The organism is Pseudomonas sp. GYB4201, assembly GCF_056312595.1.
In genome coordinates this window covers 85,176-99,585 of sequence record NZ_JBWGIG010000008.1, presented here as the reverse complement: position 1 = coordinate 99,585, position 14,410 = coordinate 85,176, and the positions used below count along the sequence as shown (strand labels likewise).

The following is a 14,410-nucleotide window of genomic DNA, read 5'->3' as shown; positions in this document are numbered from 1 at the left end:
TGCAGCAAGACGCAGCCTGCGGCAGCTGCTACGGGGTTGAGGTGGCGTTGGCGAAGACCTCCGCCACCCAATCCACGAACACCCGCACCCGCGGCGCCATGTGGCGGTTCTGCGGGTATAGCACCGACACCGGCATGGGCGGTGGCGGGAACTGCGGCAGCACTTCGCGTAGCAAGCCCTGCTCAATCGGCAACGCCACCCGGTAGCGTGGCACCTGGAACAGCCCCAGCCCGGCAATCGCCGCTGCGGCGTAGATCTGCGTGCCGAACACCGAAATAGCCCCCGGCACCTGCACTTCCACCACCTCGCCGTCGACCATGAACTCAAAGGGGAACGGCTTGTTCGCGGTGCGCGACACGTAGTTCACCGCCTTGTGCTGCTGCAAGTCCGCCAAGGTGTGCGGCTCGCCATGCTGGCGCAGGTAAGCAGGGCTGGCGCAGGTCACCTGCGGCAAGTTCGCCACCCGCCGGCCGATCAGTGACGAATCGCCCAGGTTACCGGCGCGCACCACGCAGTCCACGCCCTCCTCGATCAGGTCGACGAAGCGGTCCGCTTCGCTGAACGACAGCTCGATATCCGGGTAGCGGGCGATGAACTCGGGCAGCGCCGGCACCACGAAGTAGCTGGCCAGCGAGCCGTGCAGGTCCACCCGCAAACGGCCCTTGGGCGCCACCTGGCGGAACGCCAGCTCGGCCTCTTCCAGCTCTGCCAGCAGGCGCACGCACCGTGCGTAGTAGGCCTCGCCGTCCAGCGTCGGGCGTACGCGCCGGGTGCTGCGCTCCAGCAACCGCGTGCCCAGCCAGGCTTCGAACTGGTTGAGGCTGTGGGTCAGCGTGGCGCGGGGCAGGTTCAGGTCTTCGGCGGCCAGGGTGAAGCTGCTGCGCTCGAAGATGCGCACGAAGATTCTCATGGCGCGAACCTGGTCCATGCAGCCCCCTGATTGTTGGCGAAAGTTGAACAGTCAAGGCAACTCTGGCGCATTTATCGGGCTGGGTAAACATGTGAACCTCTGCTCCACCCCTACCCGACACAGGACATCCCCCATGAGCAAAACAGCCATTGTCACCGGTGCCTCCCGCGGCATCGGCGCCGTGATCGCCCAACGCCTGGCCCAGGACGGCTTTGCCGTGGCCGTCAACTACGCCAGCAGCGCCGCCGAGGCCGAAGCCCTGGTCAGCCAGATCAAGGCAGCCGGCGGCCGCGCCATTGCGGTGAAGGCCGATGTGGCCAGCAGCAGCGACATGCGCCAGCTGTTCGACACCACCGAGCAGCAACTGGGCAAGGTCGACGTGCTGGTGAACAACGCCGGCATCATGAAGCCCACCCCCGTCGCCGAGACCTCGGACGAGCTGTATGAGCAGATCTTCGCCATCAACACCCGCGGCACCTTCAACGCCCTGCGCGAAGCCGCCACGCGCCTGAACGACGGTGGCCGGGTGATCAACTTCTCGAGTTCGGCGCTGGGCCTCAAGCTGCCTGGCTACGCCATCTACAACGCCAGCAAGGCAGCAGTGGAAGCCATGACCCATGTATTTGCAAAGGAGCTGCGCGGGCGCCAAATCACCGTCAACGCCGTGGCGCCGGGGCCGGTGGCCACCGAGTTGTTCCTGACGGGGAAAAGCGAAGAGCAGATCCAGCACTTCGCCAAGCTGCCGCCGCTGGAGCGCCTGGGGCAGCCGGAGGATATCGCCGGCGTGGTGGCGTTCCTGGCGGGGCCGGACAGCGGCTGGGTCAACGGCCAGACCCTGCGCGCCAACGGCGGCATCGTCTAACTCACCCTCGTAGCAGCTGCCGAAGGCTGCGTCATGCACACAACCGCGTAGGCTGTGACGCGGCCTGCGGCCGCTGCTACGGGGGTTAGCGGACCATATGCAGGAACTGCATATGCCGCTCGTACTGGTCGAGGATGTCGTTGATGACCTGCTCGCGGGTGTAGCCCACCAGGTCGTAGTCCTGGCTACCCTCGGCCAAGTGCACCTCGGCGCGGTAGTAACGACGGTTCTTCAGCTCCTTGGTGCCCATGCCGCCACGGGCGAACGACGGCGTGAAGTAGCCGCGCATCTGCACCTGGTAGATGAACGGGCGCTCTTCGCCGTGGCCGATTTCCAGGCTGACCTGGTCGTGGCTGAGGTCTTCCTGAGTCACCACCTTCAGGCCTTTCTCGGTGAACACCGCCGAGACTTCCTCGATGGCCGGGCGCACCAGGGTGTCCATGAAGCGGTACACCTCGTCGCGCGAGGGGAAGTGCACGGCCTGGCTCAGGCGCTGGCGCCAGCCACCACGGCCGCGGCGGGCGTTGGTGGCCACCGGGGCCAGGGAGTACATCTGCGCGATCTTGCGCTGGGACTCCAGGTAGAACGCCTTGTGCAGGCCCCACATCATCGCCAAAAGAATCAGCGAGAACGGCAGCGAGGTCAGCACCACCGCCGACTTCAGCGAGTCGATGCTGCCGGCGAACAGCAGCCCGCTGGTGATGACCGCGGTCATCACGCCCCAGAACACCCGCAGCCACTTGGGCCCGTCTTCGTCGGCGTTGCCGCCACGGGCCGACAAGGTCGACAGCACCACGGTGCCCGAGTCTGCCGAGGTGACGAAGAACACGAAGCTGATGAACACCGTCACGGCAATCACCGTGCGGCTCCAGGGGTAGGTTTCCAGCAGCAGGTACAGGGTCTTGGCCGGGTCTGCCAGGGCCGACTGGCCGAGGGCCGTCATGCCGTGGTTGAGCACCATGTCGATGGCACTGTTACCGAAGATCGACATCCACGCCAGGGTGAAGCCCAGCGGAATCAGCAGCACGCCGAAGACGAACTCGCGAATGGTGCGGCCACGGGAAATGCGCGCGATGAACAGCCCCACGAACGGCGCCCACGCGATCCACCAGGCCCAGTAGAACACCGTCCAGTTGCCCAGCCAGTCGCTGGGCTTGTCGTAGGCGTACACGTCGAAACTCTTCGACGGCAGCGCGCCCAGGTAGTCGCCGACGTTCTGGATCAGCGTGGTCAGCAGGTGCTGGGTAGGCCCGGCGAACAGCACGAACAGCAGCAGCGCAACAGCCAACAGCATGTTGATGTCGGACATTACCCGCACGCCCTTGTCCACGCCGGAGACGGCGACGATGATCGCCGCGCCCATCATCAGCGTGATGAGGATCACCTGCACCCACTGGGTGTGCGGCACGCCGAACAGAATATCCAGGCCGGAATTGAGGTGCAGCACGCCAAAGCCCATGTCGGCGCCCAGGCCGAACACCGTGGCAATGATGCCAAAGCCGTCCACCGCGTAGCCGATGGGGCCGTTGATGCGCTTGCCGATCAGCGGGTACAGCGCCGAGCGCAGCGCCAGCGGCAGGTTATGCCGGTAGGCGAAGTACGCCAGGGCCATGCCCACGAACGCGAACACGCCCCAGCCGTGCAGGCCCCAGTGCAGGAACAGCAGCTGCATGGCCTGGCGCGCGGCCGCCTGGGTGCCGCCCTCGCCTTGCGGCGGCGTCAGCATGTGGGTCAGGGGTTCGGAGACGCAGAAGAAGAACAGGGTGATGCTGATGCCCGCGGCGAACAGCATGCCGGCCCATGACAGGTAACTGAATTCGGGCTCGTCGTGGTCGGCACCGAGCTTGATCTTGCCGTAGCCAGACAAGGCGGTGACCACCACGAAGACCAGATACAGGGTCATGGCCAGCATGTAATACCAGCCAACGGTGTTGGCGGCCCAGGTTTGCGCGGCGGTGAGCCAGGCCCCGGCTTGTTGCGGGAAGGCGATGACGACGATGCCGAACAGCAGGATGAAGCTGGCGGCGAAGTAGAACACCGGGGGGTTCATGCGGACGTTGCCGCTGGCGGGAGAAGACGAGGCACTCATTGGCAGTGCACCTCGAAAGGCGGGAAAGCAGCTGAATAGAGCGTTTTCAGCAAGGGATGACCTCCTGTAGAACGCGAATCGCGAACATCTTTTAAATTGAACAACCGTTCAATTTAACCACACAACCGCCCTCACACCAAACCGTAGCCGCTGCCGACAGGCTGCGCTGGCCCGCCTTCCAACCTTGATTTCCAGGGTGTATGGCAGGGCCAGCGCAGCCTTCGGCAGCGGCTACGGGTTACTTCTGCGTGCCGTCATCGTGCTGCAGGTTGGCCTGCGTCAGGTTGCTGCCCGGCGCCACGTTGCGGGTCAGCCACACGTTGCCGCCAATGGTGGAACCCTTGCCGATGGTGATGCGCCCCAGGATGGTCGCGCCAGCGTAGATCACCACGTCGTCCTCGACGATCGGGTGGCGCGGGTGGCCTTTTTGCAGCTGCCCCGACTCGTCCGCCGGGAAGCGCTTGGCGCCCAGGGTCACGGCCTGGTAGATGCGCACGCGCTCGCCGATGATCGCCGTCTCGCCGATCACCACGCCGGTGCCATGGTCGATGAAGAAGCTGGGGCCGATCTGCGCGCCGGGGTGGATGTCGATGCCGGTGGCCGAGTGCGCCAGCTCCGAGCTGATGCGCGCCAGCAACGGCAGGCCAGCGCGGTACAGGTGGTGCGCCAGGCGGTGGTGGATGATGGCGAGGATGCCGGGGTAGCACAGCAGCACTTCGTCCACGCTGCGCGCCGCCGGGTCGCCGTGGTAGGCGGCCAGCACGTCGGTGTCCAGCAGGGTGCGCAGCCCGGGCAGCGCCGCGGCGAAGCCCTGGATCAGCTGCAGCGCATGGGCGTCCACGTCTTCCTGCGCCTGCTGGTGGCGGGCGGCATAGCGCAGCTCCAGCCGGGCCTGGGCCAGCAGCGCGTTGAGCGCGGCGTCCAGGGTGTGGCCGACGTAGAAGTCCTCGCTTTCCTCGCGCAGGTCCACCGGGCCCAGGCGCATGGGGAACAGTGCCCCGCACAGCTGTTCAAGAATGCAGCGCACCGCTTCGCGCGACGGCAGCTGCCGGCCCCCCTGCTCGCCGCTGCTGCGCCCGTTCTCACGGCGCCACTGCTCACGCGCACCGCGCAACTGGCCGACGATGGACTGCAACTGCCAGTGGCCGTTCGCCGCTTGGGGTTTGTCGCTCACGATGGGGTACTCCTGATATGGCCGCCTGTTCGGCGCCCACTGTACGGTAGATTGTCGCACCGCAAAAAGAACGGATTCTGATGGGCGGTGACGTTATGAACATAAGCGCAGCCCGCCGTTCCGTCCCTCACAGGCGGGGATTTTTTGTGGGAGCGGGCTCTGCCCGCGAATGGGCCACCGCGGTGTTCTTTTCGCGGGCAGAGCCCGCTCCCACAGAAGCACAGGGTTGCCCCCCAATCTGTGCCTGCCTATAGTCCTGTTTCCCCCAACACCGGATTCCCCATGATCACGCAATCGCTTGCCCGCTTCCCACGCCTCGACCTCCTGGGTGCCCCCACTGCACTGGAAAAACTCGAGCGACTGTCACAGTGGGTCGGCCGCGATATCTATGTGAAACGTGACGACCTGACCCCGCTGGCCATGGGCGGCAACAAGCTGCGCAAGCTTGAATACCTGGCCGCCGATGCCCTGGCCCAGGGCTGCGACACCCTGATCACCGCCGGCGCCATCCAGTCCAACCACGTGCGCCAGACCGCGGCCATCGCCGCCAAGCTGGGCCTGGGCTGCGTGGCGCTGCTGGAAAACCCCATCGCCACCGACGACAGCAATTACCTGGGCAACGGCAACCGCCTGCTGCTGGACCTGTTCGACGCCAAGGTCGAGCTGGTGGAAAACCTCGACAACGCCGACGAGCAGCTGCAAGCCCTGGCCCGCCGCCTGGCCGACAGCGGCCGCAAGCCGTACCTGGTGCCGATCGGCGGCTCCAACGCCCTGGGCGCCCTGGGCTACGTGCGCGCCGGCCTGGAACTGGCCGAGCAGATCAAGGCCACCGGCCTGGACTTCGCCGCCGTGGTACTGGCTTCGGGCAGCGCCGGCACCCACAGCGGCCTGGCCCTGGGCCTGAGCGAGTCGCTGCCGCAGCTGCCGGTAATCGGCGTCACCGTGTCGCGCACCGACGAAGCCCAGCGCCCCAAGGTGCAGGGCCTGGCCGAACGCACCGCCGAGCTGCTGGGCGTGCCGCTGCCGGACAGCTTCAAGGTCACCCTGTGGGATGAATTCTTCGGCCCGCGCTATGGTGAACCTAACGCCGGCACGCTATCGGCCATCAAGCTGGTCGCCAACCAGGAAGGCCTGCTGCTGGACCCGGTGTACACCGGCAAGGCCATGGCCGGCCTGCTGGACGGCATCGGCCGCCAGCGCCTGGACGCCGGCCCGGTGATTTTCCTGCACACCGGCGGTGCCCCGGCGCTGTTCGCCTACCCGGGCATCTGGTCGAACTGATATAGCTGGAACAGAAGAAAGCTGAATTTTTTATTATTTTCAGCCATAACGACAGGCGGCGATAATCAGCCACCAACGCAAGGATGCGTGCCTTCCCTCACAACAACATATGGGGCATCACATGACTTTCTCTTCGTTGCGTCGCAATCTCCTCATTGCCAGCATGGGCCTGGTCATGGGTTCCGCTCTGATCGGCCAGGCCGTGGCCGGTGACGAGCTGAAATCCATCCAGGACAAGGGCAGCATCAGCGTCGGCCTGGAAGGCACCTACCCACCGTTCAGCTATGTCGACGAAAACGGCAAGCTCACCGGCTTCGAAGTGGAGTTCGCCCAAGCCCTGGCCAAGGAGCTGGGCGTGACCGCCAAGCTGCAGCCCACCAAGTGGGACGGCATTCTTGCAGCGCTGGAATCCAAGCGCCTGGACGTGGCCATCAACCAGGTGACCATCTCCGAAGAGCGCAAGAAGAAGTATGACTTCTCCGAGCCCTACACCGTGTCTGGCATCCAGGCCCTGACCCAGAAGAAAGACGCCGGCAAGATCGCCTCGGCCAACGACCTGAACGGCAAGAAGGTCGGCGTGGGCCTGGGCACCAACTACGAGCAATGGCTGAAGGAAAACGTGCCGGGCGCCATCATCAAGACCTACGACGATGACCCCACCAAGTACCAGGACCTGCGCGTTGGCCGTATCGACGCCATCCTGGTCGACCGCCTGGCCGCCTTCGAGCTGATCAGCAAGACCAACGACACCCTGGCCGTCTCTGGCCCGGCGTTCTCCCGCCAGGAAGCCGGCGTGACCCTGCGCAAGGGCGAGCCTGAGCTGCTGGCCGCCATCAACAAGGCCATCGACAAACTGCGCGCGGACGGCACCCTGGCCAAGCTGTCGCAGAAGTACTTCAACGCTGACGTGACCAAATGATTGAAGAAAGTCTGAAACTGGCGCTGGATTCAGCGCCTTTCCTGCTCAAGGGCGCCGAATTCACGGTGCTCCTGAGCCTTGGGGGCATGTTTTTCGGTTTGCTGCTGGGCTTCGGCCTGGCGCTGATGCGCTTGTCGCGCTTCATGCTGGCGCGCGGCGTTTCGCGGGTGTACGTGTCGTTCTTCCGCGGCACGCCGCTGCTGGTGCAACTGTTCGTGATCTATTACGGCCTGCCGCAGGTTGGCATCGAGCTGGACCCGCTGCCAGCAGCCATGATCGGCTTCTCGCTGAACATGGCCGCCTACGTCTGTGAAATCCTGCGGGCGGCCATCAGTTCCGTGGACCGGGGCCAGTGGGAAGCGGCTGCCAGCATCGGCATGACCCGGGGCCAGACCCTGCGCCGGGCGATCCTGCCGCAAGCCGCGCGCACCGCCCTGCCGCCGCTGGGCAACAGCTTCATCTCGCTGGTGAAGGACACGGCGTTGGCCGCGACCATCCAGGTGCCCGAGCTGTTCCGCCAGGCACAACTGATCACCGCGCGTACCTTCGAAGTGTTCACCATGTACCTGGCTGCGGCTGTTATCTACTGGGTACTGGCCAGCGTGCTGTCGGCGCTGCAGAACCGTCTCGAAGCGCGGGTGAACCGCCATGACCAGGAGGCCTGACGCCATGATCGTGGTGGAAAAACTGACCAAGCATTTCAACGGCAACGCCGTGCTCAAGGGCATCGACCTGCAGGTGGATGCCGGTGAAGTGGTGGCCATCATCGGCCCCAGCGGCTCGGGCAAGACCACTTTCCTGCGCTGCCTGAACCTGCTGGAAACCCCGGACAGCGGACGGATCCGCATGGGTGACATCGAGATCGACGGCAGCCGTATCGCCCAGCAGCAAGGGCTGATTCGTCGCCTGCGCCAGCAGGTGGGCTTCGTGTTCCAGAACTTCAACCTGTTCCCGCACCGCACCGCGCTGGAAAACGTGATTGAAGGCCCGGTGGTGGTCAAGAAGACCCCGCGCGCCCAGGCCGAGGCCCTGGGCCGCAAGCTGCTGGCCAAGGTGGGCCTGGCGGGCAAGGAAGACGCCTACCCGCGCCGGCTGTCCGGTGGCCAGCAGCAACGGGTGGCCATCGCCCGCGCACTGGCCATGGAGCCGGAGGTGATTCTGTTCGACGAACCCACCTCGGCGCTGGACCCGGAGCTGGTGGGCGAAGTGCTGGCGACCATTCGCAGCCTGGCCGAAGAAAAGCGGACGATGATCATCGTCACCCACGAAATGGCGTTCGCCCGTGACGTGGCCAACCGCGTGGTGTTCTTCGACAAGGGCGTGATCGTGGAACAGGGCGAGGCGAAAGCGTTGTTCGCCAACCCTCGCGAAGAACGCACCAGGCAATTCCTCAGCAAGTTCCTGGCCGGGTAAACGCTACCCCCGTAGCCGCTGCCGCAGGCTGCGCTGGCCCTTTGCCTCACTGAAGATCTCCGGTGAACGCGAGGGCCAGCGCAGCCTACGGCAGCGGCTACGCGTTTGGGGTACTGCCTGTAGGAACCGTCTGAACACAACCAACGGCAATCCCCCCACCTTGACCCCACCCTAGCGAGCACCTATGAAGGACGCCGGCCTTCAAGGAGAATCGCCATGCGCCTGTTCAACGGATCTGAACTCTTGCCCCCTGCCCTGCCGCTGCTGGCCAACCACGGCCTCGGCCTGCACGCCAGCCGCCACCTGTGCGCCGCCATCGAACCCTGGGAACACATGGACCAGGGCGACCTGCTGGAGCTGTTCTGGAACAGCTGCTTCGTCACCGCCCACGTCGTGCAGCCCGGCGAGCCTGGCCGCACCCTGCAACTGCCGATCCCGGCCAGCTTCGCCCTGAACGGCGAGGCGCACCTGTATTACCGGGTGCTGCGCGTGGGCCATCAGGCGCAACGCTCGCCGGCGCTGGCCTTCAGCGTGAAATTGCAGTGCCCGGGCAACCCGCTGCACGGCACCGAGGAAAACCAGTTCCTCGCCCCGCTGGAACTGCCCGAGGCAGTCTGCCTGAACACCCTCAAGCGCGGCGTGCCGTTCAGTGTCGAGCCCTGGCAGCACATGGCTGCGCTGGATTGCCTGACCCTGCGCTGGGGCGACCTGCGCCTGGACCTGCCGCCCCTGCTGCCAAGCCAGGTGGGGCTGCCGGTGAGCGGCCGCATCCCCAAGAAGGTCATCCGCGAAGCCGGCCAGGACGAGCACCTGGAGGCTACCTATTGCATCCTCGACCGGGTCGGCAACCCGTCTGGCTGGGCCCCTGCCCGGCAGGTACGGGTGTACCGCGACGCCACTTCTATTAATATTCCTAAAGGTTAGTATATTTAAACTTTATACACGATTAGGGTATATAAACCGGACCACCGGACCTGCGCATTTTCCGCCGCGACAACGCGGCGCTATTCCGCCGAGGGACTATCTGGTGACCGGTAAAAAGATCCTGCTCAACGCCTTCAACATGAACTGCATAGGGCACATCAACCACGGCCTGTGGACACACCCGCGCGACACCTCCAGCCAGTACAAGACAATCGAATACTGGACCGAGCTGGCGAAGACGCTGGAGCGCGGCCTGTTCGACGGGCTGTTCATCGCCGACATCGTCGGCGTGTATGACGTGTACCAGCACAGCGTCGACGTGCCGCTGCGCGAGGCCATCCAGCTGCCGGTCAACGACCCGCTGCTGCTGGTGTCGGCCATGGCCGCCGTCACCCGGCACCTGGGCTTCGGCCTGACCGCCAACCTCACCTACGAGCCGCCGTACCTGTTCGCCCGGCGCATGTCCACGCTCGACCACCTGAGCCGTGGCCGCGTGGGCTGGAACATCGTCACCGGCTACCTGGACAGCGCCGCCAAGGCCATGGGCCTCAGCGAGCAGGCCGAGCACGACCGCCGCTACGACCAGGCCGACGAATACCTGCAGGTGCTGTACAAGCTGTGGGAAGGCAGCTGGGAAGACGACGCCGTGGTCAACGACCCGGCACGCCGGGTGTACGCCGAGCCGAGCAAGGTGCACAAGGTGCAGCACCAGGGCGAGTTCTACCAGGTTGACGGCTACCACCTGTGCGAGCCCTCGCCCCAGCGCACGCCCGTGCTGTTCCAGGCCGGCGCCTCGGACCGTGGCCTGCTGTTCGCCGGCCGCCACGCCGAGTGCGTGTTCATCAGCGGCCAGACCAAGGCGGCTACCCGCGCCCAGGTGGACAAGGTACGCGCCAGCGCTGCTGCGGCAGGCCGGCGCGCCGAGGACATCAAGGTGTTCATGGGCCTGACGGTGATTGTCGCTGCCACCGAGGAAGCCGCCCACGCCAAGCACGCCGAATACCTGCAATACGCCAGCGCCGAGGCCGGCGTGGCGCATTTCGCCAGCTCCACCGGTATCGATTTCGCCCATTACGCGCTCGACGAGCCGATCCAATACGTGAAAAGCAACGCCATCCAGTCGGCCACCAAGAACCTGCAGAACAACGACTGGACCCGCCGCAAGCTGCTGGACCAGCACGCCCTGGGCGGCCGCTACATCACCCTGGTCGGTTCACCCCAGCAGGTGGCGGACCAGCTGATTGCCTGGCTCGACGAAACCGGCCTGGACGGCTTCAACCTGGCGCGCACGGTCACCCCGGAAAGCTACGTGGACTTCATCGACCTGGTGGTGCCGGAACTGCAGCAACGCGGGCGGTACAAGACCGCGTACGGCGACGGCACCCTGCGCGAAAAGCTCTTCGAGCACGGCCCGCGGCTGCCCCACAACCACATCGCCAGCGAATTCAAACACCCTATCCCGTAGCAGCTGCCGAAGGCTGCGTCAGCGCCCTACGCGGTTTCGCGCGGCGGCTGGGACGCGGCCTGGCGGCCGCTGCTACAGGGGCCTCATCGTATTTGGAGCCAGAACAACATGAACAAAATCGCTACCCTGCTGCTCAGCCTCGGCCTGGCCACGGGCCTTGCCCATAGCGCTGAAAACCCGCTGAAAATCGGCACCACCGCCGCCTTCGCCATCCCGCTGGAAGCCGCCGTGGCCGAGGCCGACAAGCAAGGCCTGAAGGTGCAACTGGTGGAGTTCACCGACTGGATCGCGCCCAACGTCAGCCTGGCGGCCGGCGACATCGACGTGAACTATTTCCAGCACATCCCGTTCCTGGAAAACGCCAAGGCCGCCGCCGGCTTCGACCTGGTGCCCTACGCCCCCGGCATCATCAACAACGTCGGCCTGTACTCGAAGAAGTACAAGAGCCTCGACCAGTTGCCCGACGGCGCCACCGTGGCCATCGCCAACGACCCGATCAACAGCGGCCGCGGCCTGCAATTGCTGGCCAAGGCCAAGCTCATCAGCCTCAAGGACGGCGTGGGCTACAAGGCCACCGAGGACGACATCACCGCCAACCCCAAGCACCTGAAGATCCTGCAGGTGGAAGCCGTGCAGCTGGTGCGCGCCTACGATGACGCCGACCTGGTGCAGGGCTACCCGGCCTACATCCGCCTGGCCAAGACCTTCGACGCCGAGTCGGCACTGCTGTTCGACGGCGTCGACCACCCTGAATACGTGATCCAGTTCGTGATCCAGCCCAAGGAAAAGGCCGATCCGCGCCTGGCCAAGTTTGTCGATATCTACCAGCACTCGCCGGTAGTCCGCGCAGCCTTGGACAAGACCTACGGCAAGCTGTACCAGACCGGTTGGGGAGGCTGACCATGAGCAGCGCCCAGCGCCTGACTGCAACCCGCCCGCCGGCCAGCGCCGAGCGCACCCAGCTGCACCCGGAACTGGCCAACGCCCACGTGCGCTTCATCGGCCTGGGCAAGACCTACCAGGGCCAGCACGGCCCGGTGCAAGCGCTGCAAGGCATTGACCTGAACATCCAGCGTGGCGAAATCTTCGGCATCATCGGCCGCAGCGGCGCCGGCAAGTCGTCGCTTATCCGCACCATCAACCGCCTGGAGCAACCCAGCGTCGGCCGCGTGCTGATCGACCAGGTGGACATAGGGGAATTCGACGAAGACCGCCTGGTGCAGCTGCGTCGGCGCATCGGCATGATCTTCCAGCACTTCAACCTGATGTCCGCCAAGACCGTGTGGCAGAACGTCGAGCTGCCGCTGAAAGTGGCCGGCATGAGCCAGGCCGAGCGCCACCGCAAGGTCACCGAACTGCTGGACCTGGTGGGCCTGGCCGACAAGCACCACGTGTACCCGGCGCAGCTGTCGGGCGGGCAGAAACAGCGGGTGGGCATCGCCCGCGCGCTGGTGCACGACCCGGCCATCCTGCTGTGCGACGAGGCTACCTCGGCGCTGGACCCGGAGACCACCGAGTCGATCCTGGCGCTGCTGCGCGACATCAACCAGCGCCTGGGCCTGACGATCATCCTGATCACCCATGAGATGGCAGTGATCCGCGACATCTGCGACCGCGTGGTGGTGCTTGAGCAAGGCCAGGTGGTGGAGCAAGGCCCGGTGTGGCAGGTGTTCGGCGACCCGCAGCATGCCGTCAGCAAGACCCTGTTGGCGCCGCTGCAACACGGGCTGCCGGCGGAACTGCAGGCGCGCATCCAGGAACAACCCGGCTCTGCCGCCGCAGCACTGGTGCTGGGCCTGCGCCTGAACGGCAGCGACGGCGAAGAGCCCGACCTGTCGGCGCTGTTCCACAGCCTGGGCGGCCGCGTCAGCCTGCTGCAAGGCGGCGTAGAACGCATCCAGGGTCGCGCGCTGGGGCAACTGGTGATTGCCGTGGCGCACTCGCCGCTGGCACGTGAACAACTGATCGAGCGCGCGGCCTTGTGGGCCGACCGCGTGGAGGTGCTGGGCTATGTGGGCTGAACGGCTGTTGCAAGGGATTCTCGACACACTGTTGATGGTTGGCGTGTCTTCGTTCATCGCCTTGGTGCTGGGCATTCCGCTGGCGGTGGTGCTGGTCACCAGCAGCAAGGGCGGCATTTATGAAGCGCCCGCCTTGAACCGCGTGCTGGGCGCCTTCGTCAACCTGTTCCGCTCGGTGCCGTTCCTGATCCTGATGGTGGCGCTGATCCCCTTCACCCGCCTGATCGTCGGCACCACCTACGGCGTGTGGGCGGCCGTGGTGCCGCTGACCATTGCGGCCACACCGTTTTTTGCGCGCATCGCCGAAGTCAGCCTGCGCGAGGTCGACCACGGCCTGATCGAAGCCGCCCAGGCCATGGGCTGCCGGCGCTGGCACATCATCTGGCACGTGCTGCTGCCCGAGGCGCGGCCGGGCATCGTCGGCGGCTTCACCATTACCCTGGTGACCATGATCAACTCCTCGGCCATGGCCGGCGCCATCGGTGCTGGCGGCCTGGGCGACATTGCCTACCGCTACGGCTACCAGCGCTTCGACTCGCAGATCATGCTCACGGTGATCGTGCTGCTGGTGGTGCTGGTGGCGTTCATCCAGTTTGGCGGTGATCGGCTGGCGAAGGTGTTGAACAAGCGCTGAGGTATCATCGTGGTCATCACCTTTTCCGTTGGCGACCGCGATGAAACTCGACCCCCAGGCCCTGCAACAGATCACCCAGACCACCCTGGGCAACTACAACCAGACCGCCGAGAGCTTCCGCGAAGGCACCCGCGACCACGACGTCAGCCAGAACATCGACGCCCTGCTGCGCCACCTGCAGGTGCCGGCGCCGGCGCAGATCCTCGATTTCGGCTGCGGCCCGGGCCGCGACCTGCGCACCTTCACCCGCCTGGGCCACATTGCCACCGGCCTTGACGGCAGCGAACGCTTCGCCGAAATGGCCCGCGCCGACAGCGGCTGCGAGGTGTGGCAGCAGAACTTCCTCGAACTGGACCTGCCCGCCGAACGCTTCGACGGCGTGTTCGCCAACGCCGTGCTGTTCCACATCCCCAGCCAGGAACTGCCACGGGTGCTGAGCCAACTGCACGCCACGCTGAAGCCGGGCGGGGTGCTGTTCAGCTCCAACCCCCGCGGCAACAACCAGGAAGGCTGGAAAGGCCCGCGCTATGGCGCCTACCACGATCTTGAGAATTGGCAGCGCGTGCTGGCCGAGGCCGGCTTCGTGGAGCTTGAACACTACTACCGCCCCACCGGGTTGCCGCGTGAGCAGCAACCCTGGCTGGCCAGCGTGTGGCGCAAGGACGCCGCCTGACGGCAGCTGCTACAGATGACCGCGTCGTCTGTATCGCGGCCAAGG

14 protein-coding genes are annotated in these 14,410 nt (G+C 65.6%); 11 read left to right on the top strand and 3 right to left on the bottom strand.

Annotated elements, in window-relative coordinates:
* Positions 1-28: 28 nt before the first annotated feature.
* Positions 29-928 carry a LysR family transcriptional regulator gene (locus tag AC0Z2B_RS09775; protein ID WP_476296374.1) on the bottom strand — a complete coding sequence of 300 codons (900 nt, stop codon included), beginning with the start codon at positions 926-928 and terminating at the stop codon, positions 29-31.
* 115 nt (positions 929-1,043) lie between these two features.
* Between AC0Z2B_RS09775 and AC0Z2B_RS09770 the strand changes: the two genes are divergently transcribed.
* Entirely contained in the window at positions 1,044-1,772 is a 729-nt protein-coding gene (locus tag AC0Z2B_RS09770; protein ID WP_476296372.1) for an SDR family oxidoreductase, read from the top strand.
* An 85-nt stretch (positions 1,773-1,857) separates the two neighbouring features.
* Here AC0Z2B_RS09770 and betT read toward each other — a convergent pair whose 3' ends face one another.
* On the bottom strand, positions 1,858-3,822 hold the full coding sequence (betT, locus tag AC0Z2B_RS09765; protein ID WP_416427495.1) for a choline transporter BetT: 1,965 nt from the start codon (positions 3,820-3,822) through the stop codon (positions 1,858-1,860).
* A gap of 277 nt (positions 3,823-4,099) precedes the next feature.
* Positions 4,100-5,035, bottom strand: a complete 936-nt coding sequence (epsC, locus tag AC0Z2B_RS09760; protein ID WP_476296370.1) for a serine O-acetyltransferase EpsC — start codon at positions 5,033-5,035, stop codon at positions 4,100-4,102.
* A gap of 282 nt (positions 5,036-5,317) precedes the next feature.
* Here epsC and AC0Z2B_RS09755 point away from each other — a divergent pair, with 282 nt between their 5' ends.
* From AC0Z2B_RS09755 to AC0Z2B_RS09710, 10 genes are all read left to right on the top strand, one after another.
* On the top strand, positions 5,318-6,316 hold the full coding sequence (locus AC0Z2B_RS09755; RefSeq protein ID WP_476296368.1) for a D-cysteine desulfhydrase: 999 nt from the start codon (positions 5,318-5,320) through the stop codon (positions 6,314-6,316).
* A 121-nt stretch (positions 6,317-6,437) separates the two neighbouring features.
* The gene (gene tcyJ, locus AC0Z2B_RS09750) at positions 6,438-7,235 is read left to right on the top strand and encodes a cystine ABC transporter substrate-binding protein (RefSeq protein WP_476296366.1); all 798 of its coding nucleotides are present in this window, start codon (positions 6,438-6,440) and stop codon (positions 7,233-7,235) included.
* Entirely contained in the window at positions 7,235-7,900 is a 666-nt protein-coding gene (gene tcyL, locus AC0Z2B_RS09745; RefSeq protein WP_476296500.1) for a cystine ABC transporter permease, read from the top strand. Before tcyJ ends, tcyL begins: the two co-directional genes overlap by 1 nt.
* A gap of 4 nt (positions 7,901-7,904) precedes the next feature.
* The gene (gene tcyN / locus AC0Z2B_RS09740; RefSeq protein WP_473006915.1) at positions 7,905-8,648 is read left to right on the top strand and encodes an L-cystine ABC transporter ATP-binding protein TcyN; all 744 of its coding nucleotides are present in this window, start codon (positions 7,905-7,907) and stop codon (positions 8,646-8,648) included.
* A 216-nt stretch (positions 8,649-8,864) separates the two neighbouring features.
* Positions 8,865-9,572: a hypothetical protein gene (locus tag AC0Z2B_RS09735; protein WP_476296364.1), complete on the top strand. Its 708-nt coding sequence runs from the start codon at positions 8,865-8,867 to the stop codon at positions 9,570-9,572.
* Positions 9,573-9,711: 139 nt separating this feature from the next.
* A complete protein-coding gene (locus tag AC0Z2B_RS09730) occupies positions 9,712-11,037 on the top strand; it encodes an LLM class flavin-dependent oxidoreductase (protein WP_476296498.1) in 1,326 nt (441 codons plus the stop codon).
* 108 nt (positions 11,038-11,145) lie between these two features.
* A complete protein-coding gene (locus AC0Z2B_RS09725; protein ID WP_476296362.1) occupies positions 11,146-11,937 on the top strand; it encodes a MetQ/NlpA family ABC transporter substrate-binding protein in 792 nt (263 codons plus the stop codon).
* A gap of 2 nt (positions 11,938-11,939) precedes the next feature.
* The gene (locus tag AC0Z2B_RS09720) at positions 11,940-13,058 is read left to right on the top strand and encodes a methionine ABC transporter ATP-binding protein (protein WP_476296360.1); all 1,119 of its coding nucleotides are present in this window, start codon (positions 11,940-11,942) and stop codon (positions 13,056-13,058) included.
* Positions 13,048-13,692, top strand: a complete 645-nt coding sequence (locus AC0Z2B_RS09715; protein WP_476296359.1) for a methionine ABC transporter permease — start codon at positions 13,048-13,050, stop codon at positions 13,690-13,692. The genes AC0Z2B_RS09720 and AC0Z2B_RS09715 overlap by 11 nt, the downstream gene beginning before the upstream one ends.
* Positions 13,693-13,732: 40 nt before the next feature.
* Entirely contained in the window at positions 13,733-14,365 is a 633-nt protein-coding gene (locus tag AC0Z2B_RS09710; protein ID WP_476296357.1) for a class I SAM-dependent methyltransferase, read from the top strand.
* Positions 14,366-14,410 lie beyond the last annotated feature (45 nt).

What these genes read in the sequence shown, in the direction of transcription:
- AC0Z2B_RS09775 (WP_476296374.1), bottom strand. Translation starts at nt 928, where the DNA reads ATGGACCAGGTTCGCGCCATGAGAATCTTCGTGCGCATCTTCGAGCGC.
- AC0Z2B_RS09770 (WP_476296372.1), top strand. Translation starts at nt 1,044, where the DNA reads ATGAGCAAAACAGCCATTGTCACCGGTGCCTCCCGCGGCATCGGCGCC.
- betT (WP_416427495.1), bottom strand. Translation starts at nt 3,822, where the DNA reads ATGAACCCCCCGGTGTTCTACTTCGCCGCCAGCTTCATCCTGCTGTTC.
- AC0Z2B_RS09755 (WP_476296368.1), top strand. Translation starts at nt 5,318, where the DNA reads ATGATCACGCAATCGCTTGCCCGCTTCCCACGCCTCGACCTCCTGGGT.
- tcyJ (WP_476296366.1), top strand. Translation starts at nt 6,438, where the DNA reads ATGACTTTCTCTTCGTTGCGTCGCAATCTCCTCATTGCCAGCATGGGC.
- tcyN (WP_473006915.1), top strand. Translation starts at nt 7,905, where the DNA reads ATGATCGTGGTGGAAAAACTGACCAAGCATTTCAACGGCAACGCCGTG.
- AC0Z2B_RS09735 (WP_476296364.1), top strand. Translation starts at nt 8,865, where the DNA reads ATGCGCCTGTTCAACGGATCTGAACTCTTGCCCCCTGCCCTGCCGCTG.
- AC0Z2B_RS09730 (WP_476296498.1), top strand. Translation starts at nt 9,712, where the DNA reads ATGAACTGCATAGGGCACATCAACCACGGCCTGTGGACACACCCGCGC.
- AC0Z2B_RS09725 (WP_476296362.1), top strand. Translation starts at nt 11,146, where the DNA reads ATGAACAAAATCGCTACCCTGCTGCTCAGCCTCGGCCTGGCCACGGGC.
- AC0Z2B_RS09720 (WP_476296360.1), top strand. Translation starts at nt 11,940, where the DNA reads ATGAGCAGCGCCCAGCGCCTGACTGCAACCCGCCCGCCGGCCAGCGCC.
- AC0Z2B_RS09715 (WP_476296359.1), top strand. Translation starts at nt 13,048, where the DNA reads ATGTGGGCTGAACGGCTGTTGCAAGGGATTCTCGACACACTGTTGATG.
- AC0Z2B_RS09710 (WP_476296357.1), top strand. Translation starts at nt 13,733, where the DNA reads ATGAAACTCGACCCCCAGGCCCTGCAACAGATCACCCAGACCACCCTG.